Genomic DNA, 17,233 nt, shown 5'->3' with positions numbered 1-17,233 from the left:
CCCTTCGTCTCATTCCCGTTGACTCACAAGTCAAAATGTCGGCTAAACAGAGACTTTATACATTAAAAACTGCAAACATTGCTGCAAAATTAGCAAAAAAAAGTAAGAATGGAAAGAAAAAAGGGCGAATTATTCGGTATTGTAATAAAAAAGCAGTATTTTTGCCAAAAAAATTAATAAATATTCAGCGGCTCGAAAGATTTTGTCAAATACACTTTGCAAAATTCACTTCGATTCTGCCGCTAATCACATAAATTGTAACGCTCTGAAAAAGTTAAAACATATATTCAACGGCATCATCTGGACACTGGTAGGTGTCTATGTTCTGCTCACTGTATTGGTACACCTCTCTCCAGTACAGCACTTCTTGGGTTCTCAGGTTTCAAGTGCGCTCGCCGATAAATTCGATACGAAAGTGACGGTGGGAAGCGTGAATTTAGGTTTCTTCAACCGTATCATCATTGATGACGTGATGATGTACGACCAGAAAGGCGACAGCATGATCTATGCGTCCAGAATTTCGGCAAAGGTCAGTTTGCTGCCTCTGCTCAACCATAAGATTTCCATCGCATCGGCACAGCTGTTCGGTCTGAAAGCCAACCTGTATCAGCAGACGGCACAGAGCAAGCACAACTTCCAGTTCGTGCTCGACTCATTGGCTTCCAAGGATACCACCAAGCATACGCCACTCGACCTGCACATAGGAAGTCTGATCATCCGACACGGTGCAGTGAAGTATGACAAGCGGTATATCGCTTCTCAACCCGGGGTCTTCTCACCTGCTCATATCAGCATCAGCGACCTCTCGACCCACATCATTGCCAATCACATCACTGATGACGCTATCAATCTGCATATCAAGAAATTAGCGTTCCGCGATAAATCAGGACTTCAACTGAATTCTCTCAGTTTTAAGTTGGTGGCCGACAAGCGTGAAGCTTCGCTGAAGGAGTTTGAACTGCAGTTGCCACATTCTGATATCACCTTAGGCGACATACATGCCACTTACCGATTTGATAACGGGAAGTTGGTGATGCCAAGTCTGCAATATTCGGGCAGTATCGAACAGTCGAAAATCACCCTGTCAGACATCGCCTGCCTGCTCCCTATCTTCCGTCATTTCGAGGATGCCGTATTCTTCGACACACAGTTTACAGGCACCTCTACCTCACTGAGATGTCAGAAGATTAACTTCAAGACAGGAAGCGGCAGCATCAATCTGCAGGCTAAAGGAAGAATCAGCGACTGGAACAGCCGTCCGGCATGGGATGTGGATATCGCCAATCTCAACCTGACCGAAGGGGGCATCAGTTTCATCTCTCATAATTTAGGCAAGAAAATGAATGTTCCTCAAGAAGTGACCCGTCTCGGAGGCATCCACTATGTGGGCCATCTCAGCGGTCGTGGAGACAGACTCAGTTCGAAGGGAAGATTGGAAACGGGCGCTGGAAATGCTGACATCCAACTCTCCAAGAACGGCAAAAATATCCAAGCTAAAATAGCGACCAAGGGTATTGCCCTCGACCGCATCTTAGCCAACAAAACCTTCGGACAGGTGGCTACTACCATCGAGGTGAAAGGCAACAAGGACCATCTGGTGGCAAAAGGTGAAATCAGCCGTTTCGACTACAATAAATACAGTTTCCGCAATATCCGTCTGGACGGACAGTACAACCACGGAATCGTAAAGGGACTCGCCTCCATCGACGACCCGAACATCCGCGTGGACATTGAGGGAAACTATGCCATGAAGGGCAACAAGTATGCCATCAATACGCATATCGACCATCTGCAACCTTCCATTCTCGGAGTGAAGATGGCAGACAAGGACTACAGTCTCGACGATATCGACCTGAGCGCCAACAACCAGAGCAGCGACAGTTATCTCGATCTGGAAGCTCCTTTCATGAGCCTGCATGCCAGAGGACAATACAATCTCTCTACGTTAGTATCGAGCATACAGAACATGATAGCAGAAAAATTGCCTACACTGCCTGGCATCAAGAAGACGAAGGCGAAGGGAGACAATGACTTCACCCTGCAGGGCAACATCTATTCTACCGAGGTGCTCAACAAGATATTAGGCATTCCATTAGCTATCAGTTCGCCTATCCACATCAACGGAAACATATCGGAACAGAGCAATGAGTTGAACCTCTACCTCAGTGCCCCACTCTTCAGTTATAACGGCAAACCGTTCCACAACGGAAACTTGGAACTCACCACCCTGGACAATGCGCTCAACCTGGAAGCACGCATCACACAGGGTATGCCTTACGAGAAGGCTCCGGAAATCAAACTGAAAGCAGCGGCGGCAGACAATGTGCTCTCTACATTACTCAATTATAATAACCATTCATCCAAGCTGCCAGTAAGCGGTTTGCTGAATGCTGATACCCGATTCTCAAAGAATGAACAGGGACAGTTGACCATACAGACCAGCGTAAAACCTTCCAGCCTGATGTTGGGAGATACGCAATGGGATGTGAAGGCATCTACCGTGGAATACCACAAAAACCACCTCACCGTGGATAATTTCGTAGTGAAACACGACAAACAGCACGTCATCATCAATGGTATGGCTACTCCTAACAAGGAGGATTCCATCGTGGCTGACCTGAAGGACGTAGATGTGGCATACATCCTCAACCTCGTCAACTTCCACTCGGTGGATTTCACAGGAAAAGCGACAGGAAAGGCTGTCGTGAAGTCTATCTTCCAGGATCCGGATGCCTACGCCAAGTTGGACATCCAGGACTTCACCTTCGAGAACGGACCGATGGGCATTCTCCATGCCTTCGTAAACTTCAACAAGGAAGACGAACAGATAGACATCAGGGCTACTGCTGATGAAGGACCAGGACGACAGACCTACATCAACGGTTATGTATCTCCTAAGCGCAACTATATCGACCTCGGTATTGAGGCCGCCGGAACCAATATGAAATTCATGGAGAACTTCTGTGGCAGTTTCATGGATCATCTTGAGGCACAGGGTCACGGAAAGGTGAACGTAGTGGGCGACCTGAAGAAAATCAACCTCGTGGGCGACATAGAAATAAGCGGTAAGATGCACATGAAGCAGTTGGGCACCGAATATCACTTTGACAGACTCCGTGCTCATGCCATCCCTGACGACATCCTGCTGATAAACGATACCATCTACGACTGCAACAACAACATAGCCGTGGTAAACGGTGGCATCCATCATAAGCACCTCACCAAGTTGAGCTACGACCTCGACCTGAAGGCAAAGAACTTCTTGGGATATGACATCCGGGAATTTGGCGATAACACCTTCTACGGCACGGTATATGCTACGGGAGACGTGGGCATACACGGCAAGAGCGGTGAGACCGTCATCGACATCGATGCCGTACCGGAGCACGGTTCTATCTTCGTTTATAACGTGGCAAGTCCGGATGCCATCAGCGACAAGAGTTTCATCCACTGGAATGATGCTACACCTGAGTGGGAAAAGCCTTTCTCATTCACAAAGAACACCAAAAAGGATGATGACGACGACGATATGGAATCGGATATGCGCATCAACTTCCTGGTGAATACCAACCAGAACCTGACGCTCAAATTACTCATGGATCCACAGAGCGGTGACTACATTACGCTCAACGGAAACGGCGTAATCAGAGCCAACTATTTCAACAAGGGTTCGTTTGATATGTTTGGCAACTATTTGGTGGATCACGGTATTTATAAGTTGACCATCCAGAACATCATCAAGAAGGATTTCGAGTTCTTGCCGGGAGGAACCATCAACTTCGGTGGTAATCCATATAAGGCTGCACTCAACCTTCAGGCTAAATACGTGGTGAACGGAGTGCCGCTGAGCGACTTGAACATCGGTCGCTCCTTCTCCAGCAACAATATCCGAGTAGATTGTCTCATGAATATCAAGGGCACGCCAAATGCACCGAGCGTAGATTTCTCGATGGACCTGCCTACGGTAAACAGTGATGCAAAACAGATGATCTATTCGCTCATCAATTCGCAGGAGGAGATGAACCAGCAGGTGCTCTATCTGCTCGGTATCGGAAGATTCTATGCACAGACGAAGAACAATCAGGCTACTGAGGATGCTGCGCAACAGAGTCAGACTTCGCTTGCCATGCAGAGTCTTCTGAGCGGTACCATCTCACAGCAGATCAACACTGTTCTCTCCAGTCTGGTGAAAAGCAACGAATGGAATTTCGGTGCCAACATCTCTACGGGAGACGAGGGCTTCAGCAATGCGGAATATGAGGGTATTCTGAGCGGTCGCCTGTTCAACAACCGTCTGCTCTTCAACGGACAGTTCGGCTACAGGGATAATGCCAATGCCACCCAGAGTTTTATCGGTGACTTCGACCTGCGTTACCTCATCTTTCCGAATGGTAATCTCGCCGTGAGAATGTACAACCAGACCAACGACCGTTACTTCACCAAGAACAGTCTGAACACCCAGGGCTTCGGTCTTATCATGAAGAAGGACTTCAACGGACTGAAGGACCTGTTCGGAATCAAAAAGAAAAAGAAGAAGAACAAAAATAAGGGCAAGACTATAGGCAAATAAAAATCTGCGTATCTCTGTGAAATCTGTGGGACAAAAAACGTCCCAAGAAAAATCTGTGTATATCTGTGAAATCTGTGGGATAAAATTTTCATCGGATTTTCGCGGAACTTTGGCCGCTGGCCAATGGCTCACGCCCGATATGTGCTGCTATTATTTTTTGGTCACGCAGATTTCGCAGATGACGCAGATTTTTCTTCGTGGGAGGGTTTGGTCCCACAGATTTCACAGATTTACACAGATTTTTCTTCGTGGGATTATTTTTGTCCCACAGATTTCACAGATATACACAGATTTTTTATGGAATCTCTGGTGAAGCGCTTTGTCCGATCTCAGGGGGTATCTGCAACGACCGAACAGGTCGCCTCTGCGAAATTCCGTGAGTAATCGCCGCAGCAAGAAATATCCGAATAAATTCCGTGTCATCCGATGATGAAAAAATCTGCGTCATCTGCGAAATCTGCGTGACTTAAAAAACGTCCCAAGAAAAATCTGTGTATATCTGTGAAATCTGTGGGACAAAAAAACGATATAACAGGACCACAATGTTCCTATTTCGTCAGACCATCATCACCAAATGTCTTGTCATAACCAGACTTCAAGAGATCAGAATTTTCAAAGGTAAACTCGAAAGCACTACCAGAAGTAAACAGAGGACCCGTATAAGTAGTAACGTGATTCTGCTGGAGAATCACCTGATCAAAATGAAGCGCCTTAGCAACCTCATTATCAATATTATATATTTTCAAATCTGCCTGAATGGTTTCCTTCTCAGATGCGAGAAAAACATAGATAGAAACAGACAAAGGCTTTCCTGATGTAGCTTTTGCAAGACTCCAACTTCTATTGTGCGTATTGCCACCAGCATCTACGACACCATAACCCGTAGTAGGATTGAATACCCGGCTAACATTTCCCACCAAAGAAGCTTCAATATTGGAAAAACCAACAGGCAGATTATCGGTAGACTTGAATTTCAGAAGGGAAATAGCTCGCTCCAACTTACAATTGAAGGTGTTGCTGCCACTCTTCACCTCGATATCCTTGCAGACATAAGCCATATCGTCCAGTTTTTCATTTTCCGGAAAAGTAACCTTCTCTGCCGAAACGATATTCACCTCTCCTTTCACCTTGCTGGCAATAGCCACCATCTTGTACTTGCCAATAGGCAAACGCAAAGTAGCAGAACCGAAACCATCCTGAGTGGCATCAGCCTGATGGATATACTGAATTTTCCGACTGGAATTGACTGGAATAATGGCAATGTCGAGACGGGTAAATCTCTTTTTCCACGTAGTAGCTGTGTTATCATCAGCTCGGGTCTGGACATCGCCCGTAAGGAGACTATCACCTGCCCGGGTAATAGATCCCCCATTTGCTTCCATCGCACCATTCGAAAGATTGGCCTCTCCAAATTTCTCTACGGTCGAATCAAAGAAACTGAAACTAACACTGGAAGTTTCAACCTGTGAAGACTGCTGCAAAGCATCCTCACCTGAGCACGCGCACATACCTGTAAACGCAACGGCTACAAAAAGCCATTTCATCATTTTGTTCATAATTATAATTTTTTTAAAAAAAAGTCCGTTAGTTAACTACAGAGGAAAAATCCTAACGTAGTTTTCGCCATATCGATTGCAAATATAAAGAAATACCTCGAATCAGCCAAACTATTTTTAGAAAAAAAATATTTTTATTAAAAAAAACAAGTAAAGCCTTGGGGTTTTCAATTTAATTTATTATCTTTGCAAACGTTATCCTGAATACAATCTTTTTACCTTAAAGAAAACTAATACCTATTGAATGTAGATCGGCTGCCTGTGAAGGTAGCCGATCTTTAGTTTTATGATAGCATGTATTCTTTCATTTAATGCATGTATTCTTTCATATAATAAATTAGAAAATTAGCCGTTATTATTAATAAAGAAAAAGACAATGGAAAAGAAAGAAGAAATCATACTGTTGCCCAAAATATTCGACCCAAGGGGTAGTCTGACTGTGACGGAAGAGATGAAAAACATCCCTTTCCATATCCATCGCGTGGAATATCTATATGGCATCTGCCAGGGTAAAGATTTGGAAAAATACACAGAAAAAGAAAGCTACAAGTTCTACGTAGCCCTCAGCGGCTCCTTTCGTATCACCATCCAGGAAGATGATGATACGAAAAGAGATTATATGCTTAATCGCCCTTATCAGGGACTGCTCATCCAGGGTGACACCCACTACTCCATTCACGATTTCTCCAACGGAGTGGTCTGTCTGGAAATAGAATAAAAATTAATTCCGCATCATCCGATGAAAATAGGAATATCAGAACAACTGGGCCTTGAGACCCAGCGACAATCCGAAGACATCCCAGAATTCCGCCTTTCCTCCATTGCGATATAAGCGCATGAAGTAAATGTCATTGGTGCCCAATTCATAGAAAAACGAAAAACTTTTGATGAACTTACGCTTATTCTTAGGAATTTCCTTGGAAAAACGCTCACCGATAAATATGTTCGGGCGAATACGGGTGGAAAAAGGATAATAGCCACTCTGATACTTCGTTGGCTGCTTCGTCCAGAAATCCTGTCCGATGACTGTATTGAAATACAATCCACACTCCAATGGTTCAAAGGACCAGCCCTTCTTGAGATTGATAGACCAAGGGATATAATTCTCCTTGAGCGTGATCGTCATTTTTGCGGAATGGGAACTGTATTTGGGAATATAACCAAACAGCAACTGAGTCTCCCATTGTCCACGCTTGCCATAGTCCCATCCTACTCCAACAGAGAAAAGCCCCATATTGCCACAAGTCTGTAATATCAACTGGGTAGGTATCAGTGACTCCCAATTCTGGCGATAATGATGAATACGCTTGTCGTAACGGGTGGTATCAGGACTTTCAGCAAACAAGCCCGTATTGATCACACACAACGCCAAAGCCATCAACATGATCCGTTTAGAATTTAATAATCTCATAGCTGTAGTCTTTTGGGGTTATCTTAAATATATAATACTCTCGCTTCGGCGTATTGCCTACCTGATAATACATGATGCCATTCTTGTAGATATCAGTCTGTTCCGTGTGATGCCCATGACCATACAGGCAAAACATCAGTTTCGGAAAGTTCTGGGTATAGTAATTAAATACCTTTGCCACATTATTATTAAACTGCTCTGTATAAGGAGCGGCATGCATGCATACAACGGTCCGGTCGAACTCATCAGCCCGACTGGTCACTTCTTCCTCCATGTAATCGAAATTAGGAACTGCCATAGAATAATCATATTCGATGGCATTGGTATTAAGACAGACAAACTTGACTCGTCCAGCGATAAAGCTGAAATCCGGATTGCCGAACATCTTCTCATAGGCCTGATTGCCCGTACCTAAGCAGTCGTGATTACCCAATAGTACGACAAAAGGCTTATTGAGTTTGAATAATTTATCACGAGTCCATTCAAACTCTCGCGTAGAACCGAAGTCTGTAATGTCACCCCCATGAATTACAAAATCGATACTGTCGCGCTTGTTGATATCACCCACCAAATCAGACAAGTCGTTCAACCACTGATGCGAGTCGCTGATAAAAGCAAAACGGATGGTGTCTTGTGACTTAACGGCATTTTCTATCTTCGTGATCATCGTCGAATTAATCTGGGTCTGTCCTTTCACCCTCACATCATAAGGATGCACGTCAAACACCGAATCGCAACCCGAAAAAAGTACTAAAGAAAGTAATGCTGCTGATAGAAGATTCCTTCTTTTCATTCTTATCTATTTAATTTCTTACTTTATTATTTTATCAACTAAAACGATGCAAAGATACAAATAAAACTTGACTTTGCAAAAAAGTTTTTAATAAATTAGGTCAAAAAGAACTGAATTATAGACAAATAAGAATATCTGCGTGGGATTTTTTGTCACGCAAATTTCGCAGATGACGCAGATTTTTATTCATCGGATGACACGGAATTTATTCGGAGGTTTCCTGCTGAAGCGATTACTCACGGATTTTCGCGGAGGCGACCTGTTCGGTCGTTGCAGATACCCCCTAAGGTTGTAAAAAGTCCCACAGATTTCACAGATATACACAGATTTTTCTTGGGACGTTTTTTTAGTCACGCAGATTTCGCAGATGACGCAGATTTTTTTCATCATCGGACGACACGGAATTTCGCGGAGGCGACCTGTTCGGTCGTTGCAGATATCCCCCTGGGATTGGACAAAGCGATTCATTAGAGATTCCATAAAAAATCTGTGGAAATCTGTGAAATCTGTGGGACAAAAAAACTCCCACGAAAAAAATCTGCGTCATCTGCGAAATCTGCGTGACAAAAAACGTCCCAAGAAAAATCATGAAGCAAAATCCCCCAAGAAAAACCTGTGAGACAAAAAAACAACGAAAAAGGAGAACCAAGACAACTATTTCTTCTTGGTTCTCAAACGAATATAGAAATCGCGCAACTGTCCTGGCGCTACGCCTAACTTTAAAAGACGCTCCAAATCAGCGTATGCTTCCTGTTTCCTCCCCAACTTGACGAGCAAATCAACATGATTGATAAGATAATCCTGATTGGCGCTATCCCGAGCAATAGCCTGCGCATAATCATACTCCGCCAGCTCTAACTGCCCCTTTTCCTTTTCCATACCGCCACGGGCTGCATAAGCGATGGCACTATCCGGATACTGTTCTATCAGATTATTGATGCCATCATAAGCTTCCGTAAAATGCAAGTCTTTCTGATTGAGCAAAGCCAAACCCAACTGCGCTTGAAAATTACCAGGCACAAGAACCAGAAGATTCTGGTAGTCGAGCCGGGCAAAGTTGTATCTGTTCAACTTCTCATTAACAAAGGCACGATAAAACAGTCCTGCTATGTTGGTATTATTTAAATACAAAACCTTATCCAGATCATCCTTCGCATAATTCCATTGTTCCAACTGGATATTCCATGCCGCTTTCTTCAATCGAAGATCAATACTGTCGGGATGGTAAGCAAGAATATCCGTGGCATGAGCCAAAGAATCTCGCAAAGCCTGATTGCTTTGCGCCAACACCGGCGAGGCACATGCACCCATTGCCAAATATATGATTACTGAAAGTTTCTTCATCGTTATTTTAATCTCTTTTCCTGCAAAAGTACAACATTTTTTTCTTCTTCTACCTTCCAATCCTTGATGGTATGCGTCTCCACATCAAAGTTGATACCCACCTTAACGATTGGCAGACCGCAGAGGGCGAAACGCTTCGCATACTCCTTCAAGTCGATCTGTTTCATTGCCACATCAGCACTTTGGTTTAGTTTCAACTCAAAGAGGTAGAGATGGGTGGCGGTACGGAGCACCATATCGACACGTCCCTTTGGCGTGTGAACCTCCACATCCACGTAATTGTCGAGGATGGAGAAGATGACATACATCATCTGCTGATAATGTCCCTCATAATCCGTATTGTCACAATAAGGAATCGTGCCGAGATAAGTCTGGAGCATCTCAAGTGCTCCATCAATGTTGTTGCGACGGATGGCAGCCGACATTTTGGCGATGGTCGTGGTACCCTTCACCGTATTCATACCTATATAATAAGGTAAAAGACAACGATACAAGCCTACACGAATCTCCTTGTTCGGAATGTCCAAGAGATAGAGTTCCGTCTCTGGGTCATAGCCCTTGATGGTGATGTAGCCACTCTGATAGAGCAACGGCATAATGGTGGTCATCTTCTCGGTTGGAGCATCAAACTCCGACTTATCAGCCTCGCTGCCACCTATCTCAGATGGCATCACCTGGAACTTGTTGAGCATGTTGATCAAGTAAGTAGGCGTGCCAGAGGCAAACCAATAGTAATCCAAATTGCCATTTGCCATGGCATTGAGCAAGCTGAATGGATTGAATACGTCAGGAGATTCACTCGCAAAATGATAACCATCATAGTACTCCCCGAGAGCCGCAAGCGTCTCCTCTCTTGTCTTACCCAACTTCTCGCCCAAAGCATCAACATCCGCCGACATTTGGTTCACCACTTCTTCCTTGGTGATACCACAAATTCCCGCATACTGAGGCAGCATGCTCACATTCGTGATGTTATTCAGTTCACTAAAGATGCTCATCTGCGAGAACTTGGTGATGCCCGTCAAGAAAACAAAGCGGAGGTAAGGCTCGCACATTTTCAATGGGCTGTAGAAATTGCGCATCACGTTGCGAAGAACCTGCAAGGAAGTTTCTTCGTGTACTACATCCAACAAAGGAGCATCATACTCATCGATGAGCACGACAACTTGCTTGCCTGTCTTTCGATAAGCAGTCTGAATCAAATCGGTCAGACGATTATTTGCTCCATTCTGAGGTGTTGTAATACCATACGTAGCCTCTTTCTTAGCCAATTGATAGCCCAAATATTCTTCCAACTCCTTCTTTTCCATATGCTTGCCACCCGACATATCAAAATGCAGCACAGGATATTCCGTCCACTCCTGCTCCAATTTTTCGATGGCAAGTCCTTTAAAGAGTTCTTTCTTACCCTCAAAATAGCTTTGAAAAGTTGAAGTCAATAATGACTTACCAAAACGGCGTGGTCGGCTCAAGAAGAAATAACATCCACCAGAATGCGTCATTCTGTAAATGTATTCCGTCTTATCAACATAGAGCTTATCTTCTTTTCGAATTCGCTCAAAAGTTTGGATACCCACAGGGTATAATTTCAATGCATCCATCTTTAGAAATGTTTATCTATGTGATACTTTGGGACAAAAATACAAAAAAATAATCATAACTGCAAACAAATGCACCGATTTTTACTAAAAATATCCTTCTGAGCTTTCGCATATCAGGAAGTGAAAGGAGTTAAGGAGTTAAGACGTATCTTAATAACCCTACTTCAATCACCATCGAAGCTTACTCTTATTGCCAATGAAGCTTACTTCGTTGCGCAATGGAGTAAGCTTCATTGGTATTCTTTCAATGTTATTGCTGCACCCCCACTAAATTTCCATAGAACCAAGAAATAGAAAAGGGAAAAAACAAAGCTGTAAAACAAAAAAAGCAACCTCAAATTGAGATTGCTTTCTGCGGTGCGTACGAGACTCGAACTCGTGACCTCCTGCGTGACAGGCAGGCATTCTAACCAACTGAACTAACGCACCTTCAAGATGCTAAATTCGAAATGTACTTTGCGGTGCGTACGAGACTCGAACTCGTGACCTCCTGCGTGACAGGCAGGCATTCTAACCAACTGAACTAACGCACCTTCAAGATGCTAAATTCGAAATGTACTTTGCGGTGCGTACGAGACTCGAACTCGTGACCTCCTGCGTGACAGGCAGGCATTCTAACCAACTGAACTAACGCACCTTCAAGTAACAAATCTCATTAGCTTGAAGCTCATTTCTCATTTGCGAGTGCAAAGGTACTACATTTTTTTGATTCCACCAATTTTTTCGGCAACTTTTTTACAAGAATTTTTGAAAAAAAATCGCATCACTATACTTCTTGCCATCAAAAAGCCATGCATTCAACCTCGTAGTTTTCTGAAAATCAGAGAGTTCGAGCACTTTTATACATTTTTCATTATGTTCTGGCACAATCGCATAAATTTGATGCAAATGTATCACTTTTCTTCCATAATCCGCTATTTTATCTAAAACAGCAGAAGCATAACCCCGTCCGCGATACTCCTTCCGGATGACCAACCCCAACTCTGCACGGCGGTGAATAGGAGAAAAATCCATCAAATCAACCATACCTATCGTCTCTCCGACTTCATTATCTATCATCAACCGCACCTGCTTGTCAGCAAAAATGTCGCCAGTGGCTGATGTAATATAGTCCAGAAGCATACTTCTGGAATAAGGAACATTGGTAACACCTACATTCCACAACCTGTCATCATTCTCAACTCCATACATGAATTCCAAGTCTTCCGGCTCCATTGCCCGAAGTTTTATCTGAGGATTTTTACTATTTTCCATGACTTTCTACACTTGTACACCTTATTTTATTACTTCTGTATCTGTAATCAGCATGCCAGAATCCTGATGATAGAATCCTATTTTCCTCAAAGGAGAAGGAGCTACTGCAAAAACTTCGAGGATTTGTTCGTAATCAAACTCCGAAACATCGAAGACAACAATCTGCAGTTTCTTAGAATCAGTAATCTTCTCCAAGAAAGACGCCGTCAACTCATTCTTGCCCAAAGCTACAAACTCTGCCAGCAACCCTTTCCGGCGCACCAAGTCTCCACATTTCTCTTGCATCTCCTTACTTCCTACAAACACATAGTTCGGAGTCTGCCACTCATAGGTGATAAATCCTAAGCTCTTACGGGCCCTGTCAATCTGCATCTGGAAAAGGGCAAGAGTAGCCTTGGCATAAATGGCTGCCTTGATAGGTAAACTGATGAGCCACGACATACCGGAATAATGTTTTCTGAAGAAGATAAGCATCGCCTCATAGAACACATGCACATAGCGGAAGCTCGACTTCTGGGTACTCTCCCCCTTATAATGCAAGATGGTAGAAGGAAGATAATAATTATGATAACCTCCCTTCAGAATGCGATAAGAGAGATCAATATCCTCGCCATACATGAAGAAGTCCTCGTCTAAATACCCCACCTCATCGATGGCTTTCTTTCGCAACAGACAGAAGGCTCCACTCACTACCTCTATCCTTCCTGGTTCATCCCATGGAAGAGCACTCATATAATAATGACCGAAACGGTGACTGTTCGGAAAACGGGCACACAGACCCACCATCTTGTAAAATGCCACCATCGGAGAAGGCAACCCTCTTCTACTTTCCAGTGCCGCCTTACCAGAAGCATCCAACATGCGGACACCTAAAGAACCGGCATCCTCATGAGCATCCATAAAGTCTATCGCCGTCCGAATTGTAGATTCTCCTACCACCGTATCAGGATTAAGAAGCAGCACATACTCTGCATGACTCTTGCGAATCGCCAGATTGTTGGCTCTCGCAAAACCCAGATTATGAGGACTGTCTATCACGTTCACACCAGGAAAACGCTTTGAAAGATAATCCACCGACCCGTCTTTGGAATGATTATCGACGACAAACACCTCCGACTCTATGCCCTGAAGTGCTCTGAGGAGAGAATCAAGACACTGTTGGAGATAGAACTTCACGTTATAGCTAACGATTACAACTGTAATTTTCACCTTATTATATATAGGAAGAATAAATATAATCAATACGAAGCCAGAAGGCAAATGTTACGCTGGAACATCTTCGGTTTCAGATACACATCTTGCCATGGATGGATATATGAAGAAGACACACAGAAAAAGGATGATTGCCATATAGCCGAAAGCTGGCGACATCGTCTGGTAATACATAAAGGTATTTACCAGCATCGGCAAACACAACATGTTGATGCGAGCTGTGCCCCAAGGTAAAAGAGCAGCCCCCTTACCAGTCACCAACTTGCGCTTGACAACTTTGAAGGCAAACAACTTCAGGGCTAAAGGGATGACTACAATGGTAAGAAACTCCATGATGACCTGCATCAAGAAGACAAACTCAGCACCGAAAAACAATGTGCCTGGCTCCAATATTTCGGTTTCATAGAGCAATACCATGAGAATGGCAGCCAATAATAATACCCAAAAGTTGATAAGCAATATTCGCTGGGAAAATTTCAAGTTCATTTTATTTCTTCTTTGTTATAGAAACTCTATTTTTCTAATTTAGAGGTCTATTTTCTGTATTAAAAATATGTTTATCTGAAAGCGAGGAGAAAAAGGAACCTCTTACTGCCCGAAAGGAGTACGATTGACTATCGAACGGCCGAGCGTTACTTCATCGGTATATTCCAGTTCGTTACCTACTGAAATTCCTCTCGCAATTACCGAAAGTTTTACAGGATAATCGGCCAACTTGCGTGAAATATAGAAGTTGGTGGTATCACCCTCCATCGTACTGCTCAAGGCAAGAATCACCTCATCGATTCCCCCACGAGCCACCCTTTCCACGAGAGAATCAATCTCCAGATCAGCAGGACCGACCCCATCCATAGGAGAGATAATTCCACCCAAAACATGATAAAGCCCGTGAAACTGTTGGGTATTCTCTACAGCCATCACATCCTGAATGTTCTCCACCACACAAATAATGGAGGCATCCCGGCGGGGATCACTGCATATCGGACAGACTTCGGTATCGCTCACATTATGACATACACGACAATACTTCACCTCACGCTTGAGTTGAGAGACGGCACCCACAAACTGTTCTACCGACTCGTCGCTCTGGCGCAGGGTATGAAGAACAAGGCGCAAAGCTGTTTTGCGCCCTATTCCCGGCAGTTTAGCAAACTCGCTCACCGCCTTTTCCAAAAGTGCTGATGGATATTTCTGTATCATTACAGATAAACGCCAATACCAACACGCAGACCTACTGTTGAGAAGTCTGAATGATTCTTGAAACTCTGATCGTAATAAATGGCAGGCTCAATAGTCACGGTACGACTCAAAAAGAAGGCATAGCCCACTTCCACGCCTGGCATCACGTCATTATAGCTACCCGTATGAGCCAACTTGACACCAGCACCTAAATAGAGACCATTCTGGATAATATAGTATCTACCCTGTACACCTACGCTAAAATAATCCTTGACACCGTCCTTGCCCGAATGATCATAAGAAAGCTGACCTACAGCCATCAGATTATCGGCAAAGAGATAACCCGCCTTAGCCTGAACGCCCAAGTTGAGTTCACTTGAACCATTATAACTCAGATTGAGGCCAGAAAGTGAAGCCCCACAATATACCTTACCTTCTTCAAACTGTGCATTTGCCGACACCGTCAGCAAGAGAGATGCACATAAAATAGCTAATTTTTTCATATCTCGATTATTTTTTAGATAAATATCTTCATCATTCTGATGCCACTCCGCATTCTGAATCATATCATCATTCAGATTACTTTCCACCGATATTCTTGCGCTTCAAACTCTTATACCAGGAATAGAACCAAACCAATGCTACAACCAGTATCAGACAACTGCCGGTATAGGCCATCGTCTCCTGCAATCCCAAAGCCTGCTTGCTGACCAACAGGAATGTGGAACATACCACTGTCATGAAGAGTGCTGGTACGAGTGTAACCACAAATGGTTTCTTGTTCTCTACCAGATAAACCGTCAGCGTCCATAAAGTAAAGACAGCCAAGGTTTGGTTAGCCCATCCGAAGTATTGCCAAATCACATTGAATCCGTCAGGATTTGCCATCTGCCATACCAGTAGAAGGATGGCGGCAATAAACATAGGAATACAGATGAGCAGGCGACGATGCATCGAATGCTGTTCGATACCTAAGAACTCGGCAATGATGAGTCGGGCACTGCGAAAGGCAGTATCGCCACTGGTAATAGGAGCTGCCACAACACCGAGAAGGGCAAGAATTCCACCAGCCACACCAAGCCAGCTGGAACAAATCATCTTCACAACTGTAGGAGCATCGAAGAACTGAACGAGCGACTTGCCTCCAGGAGTACCAAACTGAGCGATAAACTGCTGGGCGACATCAGCAGGAACAACCTCTTTCCAACCTCCATCATAGAAGAAGTAGATAGAGACTGTAGCCCAAATCAAAGCTACTACACCCTCAGTTATCATAGAACCATAGAAGATAGGACGGCCCAGTTTCTCACTTTTCATACAACGCGCCATCAAAGGACTTTGAGTAGCATGGAAGCCACTGATGGCTCCACAGGCTATCGTGATGAAAAGACAAGGGAAAATCGGATTCTTGTCCATAAAGGCATCCACACCTAACCAACTCGTATTCAGATTGTTATTGGCATTTGCCATATCACTCCAAAGTTCTGGCAAATCAGGCATCTTGACAAAGAGTCCAACCATCAGAGCACCTGCCATAAACAACAGGGAGATGGCAAACAGAGGATATATCTTACCGATAATCTTATCAATCGGCAGAAGCGTTGCAATAATATAATAGATGAAGATGGCAATGATCCACCACATCTTGCTACCACAGATGCTTTCAAGGATAATAGCAGGACTATAAACAAAGACAACACCCACCATCATCAAAAGCAAAACCGAGAAAACAAGCATCACTTTCTTGGTTCTGCCACCCAGATACTTACCGACCAGTTCTGGCAAACCGGCACCACCATTACGAATACTCAACATACCACTCAGATAATCATGCATCGCACCGGCAAAGATACAACCCAAAACAATCCAGAGATAAGCTACGGGACCATACCATGCACCCATGATGGCACCGAAGATAGGACCTGTACCTGCAATATTGAGAAATTGAATCATAAAAATCTTCCAACTTGGCAATACGAGAAAATCAACTCCATCAGCCTTGGTCAGCGCTGGAGTTGGACGATCATCAGGACCGAAAATATGTGCTACAAATCTTCCATAGAACAAGTAGCCGAGCACAAGGGCTACAAGACTTAACATAAAACTTACCATTTTACTTTACAATTTACGTTGATATCTTATATCAGGTTTAACCTTTTATTAATCTTCAACTAACAAATTCTCCGCAAAGGTACGATTTATATTTCAATTAACAAAAATATTTGTTGAATAATTTGACATAAAAAAAGAGCAACCCGTGAAGATTGCTCTTTTTTGGTACACCCTTAGGGATTCGAACCCTAGACCCACTGA

At 43.8% G+C, this 17,233-nt stretch carries 13 protein-coding genes and 3 tRNA genes; 2 read left to right on the top strand and 14 right to left on the bottom strand.

Annotated elements, in window-relative coordinates:
- The first annotated feature begins 202 nt into the window (after nucleotides 1-202).
- On the top strand, nucleotides 203-4,570 hold the full coding sequence (locus DW917_RS11525; protein WP_233524720.1) for a translocation/assembly module TamB domain-containing protein: 4,368 nt from the start codon (nucleotides 203-205) through the stop codon (nucleotides 4,568-4,570).
- Nucleotides 4,571-5,118: 548 nt separating this feature from the next.
- On the opposite strand, the gene DW917_RS11515 is transcribed toward DW917_RS11525, so the two are convergent.
- A complete protein-coding gene (locus DW917_RS11515; RefSeq protein WP_118118853.1) occupies nucleotides 5,119-6,126 on the bottom strand; it encodes a hypothetical protein in 1,008 nt (335 codons plus the stop codon).
- Nucleotides 6,127-6,502: 376 nt separating this feature from the next.
- Between DW917_RS11515 and DW917_RS11510 the strand changes: the two genes are divergently transcribed.
- Nucleotides 6,503-6,844 carry an FdtA/QdtA family cupin domain-containing protein gene (locus tag DW917_RS11510; protein WP_118118851.1) on the top strand — a complete coding sequence of 114 codons (342 nt, stop codon included), beginning with the start codon at nucleotides 6,503-6,505 and terminating at the stop codon, nucleotides 6,842-6,844.
- Nucleotides 6,845-6,880: 36 nt separating this feature from the next.
- Here the strand turns inward: DW917_RS11510 and DW917_RS11505 are convergent, their stop codons facing one another.
- From DW917_RS11505 to DW917_RS11445, 13 genes are all read right to left on the bottom strand, one after another.
- Nucleotides 6,881-7,537 (bottom strand): hypothetical protein, encoded by a 657-nt coding sequence (locus DW917_RS11505; RefSeq protein ID WP_118118849.1) that lies wholly within the window; start codon nucleotides 7,535-7,537, stop codon nucleotides 6,881-6,883.
- Nucleotides 7,518-8,330 carry a metallophosphoesterase gene (locus tag DW917_RS11500; protein ID WP_118118847.1) on the bottom strand — a complete coding sequence of 271 codons (813 nt, stop codon included), beginning with the start codon at nucleotides 8,328-8,330 and terminating at the stop codon, nucleotides 7,518-7,520. The genes DW917_RS11505 and DW917_RS11500 overlap by 20 nt, the downstream gene beginning before the upstream one ends.
- A gap of 654 nt (nucleotides 8,331-8,984) precedes the next feature.
- Entirely contained in the window at nucleotides 8,985-9,674 is a 690-nt protein-coding gene (locus DW917_RS11495; RefSeq protein WP_199545548.1) for a hypothetical protein, read from the bottom strand.
- 2 nt (nucleotides 9,675-9,676) lie between these two features.
- A complete protein-coding gene (locus DW917_RS11490) occupies nucleotides 9,677-11,275 on the bottom strand; it encodes an ATP-binding protein (RefSeq protein WP_118118846.1) in 1,599 nt (532 codons plus the stop codon).
- Between the two features lie 355 nt (nucleotides 11,276-11,630).
- A tRNA-Asp gene (locus tag DW917_RS11485) sits at nucleotides 11,631-11,704 on the bottom strand.
- Nucleotides 11,705-11,734: 30 nt separating this feature from the next.
- Nucleotides 11,735-11,808: transfer RNA gene (locus DW917_RS11480), tRNA-Asp, on the bottom strand.
- A 30-nt stretch (nucleotides 11,809-11,838) separates the two neighbouring features.
- Nucleotides 11,839-11,912, bottom strand: a tRNA-Asp gene (locus DW917_RS11475).
- Nucleotides 11,913-12,010: 98 nt separating this feature from the next.
- Nucleotides 12,011-12,529, bottom strand: coding sequence for a GNAT family N-acetyltransferase (locus tag DW917_RS11470; RefSeq protein WP_118118844.1), 519 nt, complete (start codon nucleotides 12,527-12,529; stop codon nucleotides 12,011-12,013).
- Nucleotides 12,530-12,550: 21 nt separating this feature from the next.
- On the bottom strand, nucleotides 12,551-13,738 hold the full coding sequence (locus tag DW917_RS11465) for a glycosyltransferase family 2 protein (protein ID WP_118118885.1): 1,188 nt from the start codon (nucleotides 13,736-13,738) through the stop codon (nucleotides 12,551-12,553).
- Nucleotides 13,739-13,792: 54 nt separating this feature from the next.
- Complete coding sequence (locus tag DW917_RS11460; protein ID WP_118118842.1) at nucleotides 13,793-14,227, bottom strand: hypothetical protein; 435 nt, start codon at nucleotides 14,225-14,227, stop codon at nucleotides 13,793-13,795.
- A gap of 102 nt (nucleotides 14,228-14,329) precedes the next feature.
- Nucleotides 14,330-14,941: a recombination mediator RecR gene (recR, locus tag DW917_RS11455; protein WP_118118840.1), complete on the bottom strand. Its 612-nt coding sequence runs from the start codon at nucleotides 14,939-14,941 to the stop codon at nucleotides 14,330-14,332.
- Entirely contained in the window at nucleotides 14,941-15,423 is a 483-nt protein-coding gene (locus DW917_RS11450) for an outer membrane beta-barrel protein (protein WP_118118883.1), read from the bottom strand. Before DW917_RS11450 ends, recR begins: the two co-directional genes overlap by 1 nt.
- A 76-nt stretch (nucleotides 15,424-15,499) precedes the next feature.
- Nucleotides 15,500-17,032 (bottom strand): carbon starvation protein A, encoded by a 1,533-nt coding sequence (locus DW917_RS11445; RefSeq protein WP_118118838.1) that lies wholly within the window; start codon nucleotides 17,030-17,032, stop codon nucleotides 15,500-15,502.
- Between the last annotated feature and the right edge of the window lie 201 nt (nucleotides 17,033-17,233).

The organism is Prevotella sp. AM42-24 (assembly GCF_003461825.1).
GTDB classification, from domain to species: Bacteria; Bacteroidota; Bacteroidia; order Bacteroidales; family Bacteroidaceae; genus Prevotella; species Prevotella hominis.
The sequence above is the reverse complement of the archived record's forward strand: the minus strand, read 5'-3'. Positions and strand labels throughout refer to the sequence as shown.

Excerpts from the sequence above, each read along its gene's own strand:
- DW917_RS11515 (WP_118118853.1), bottom strand. The coding sequence starts at position 6,126 with ATGAACAAAATGATGAAATGGCTTTTTGTAGCCGTTGCGTTTACAGGT.
- DW917_RS11510 (WP_118118851.1), top strand. The coding sequence starts at position 6,503 with ATGGAAAAGAAAGAAGAAATCATACTGTTGCCCAAAATATTCGACCCA.
- DW917_RS11505 (WP_118118849.1), bottom strand. The coding sequence starts at position 7,537 with ATGAGATTATTAAATTCTAAACGGATCATGTTGATGGCTTTGGCGTTG.
- DW917_RS11500 (WP_118118847.1), bottom strand. The coding sequence starts at position 8,330 with ATGAAAAGAAGGAATCTTCTATCAGCAGCATTACTTTCTTTAGTACTT.
- DW917_RS11495 (WP_199545548.1), bottom strand. The coding sequence starts at position 9,674 with ATGAAGAAACTTTCAGTAATCATATATTTGGCAATGGGTGCATGTGCC.
- DW917_RS11490 (WP_118118846.1), bottom strand. The coding sequence starts at position 11,275 with ATGGATGCATTGAAATTATACCCTGTGGGTATCCAAACTTTTGAGCGA.
- DW917_RS11470 (WP_118118844.1), bottom strand. The coding sequence starts at position 12,529 with ATGGAAAATAGTAAAAATCCTCAGATAAAACTTCGGGCAATGGAGCCG.
- DW917_RS11460 (WP_118118842.1), bottom strand. The coding sequence starts at position 14,227 with ATGAACTTGAAATTTTCCCAGCGAATATTGCTTATCAACTTTTGGGTA.
- recR (WP_118118840.1), bottom strand. The coding sequence starts at position 14,941 with ATGATACAGAAATATCCATCAGCACTTTTGGAAAAGGCGGTGAGCGAG.
- DW917_RS11450 (WP_118118883.1), bottom strand. The coding sequence starts at position 15,423 with ATGAAAAAATTAGCTATTTTATGTGCATCTCTCTTGCTGACGGTGTCG.
- DW917_RS11445 (WP_118118838.1), bottom strand. The coding sequence starts at position 17,032 with ATGGTAAGTTTTATGTTAAGTCTTGTAGCCCTTGTGCTCGGCTACTTG.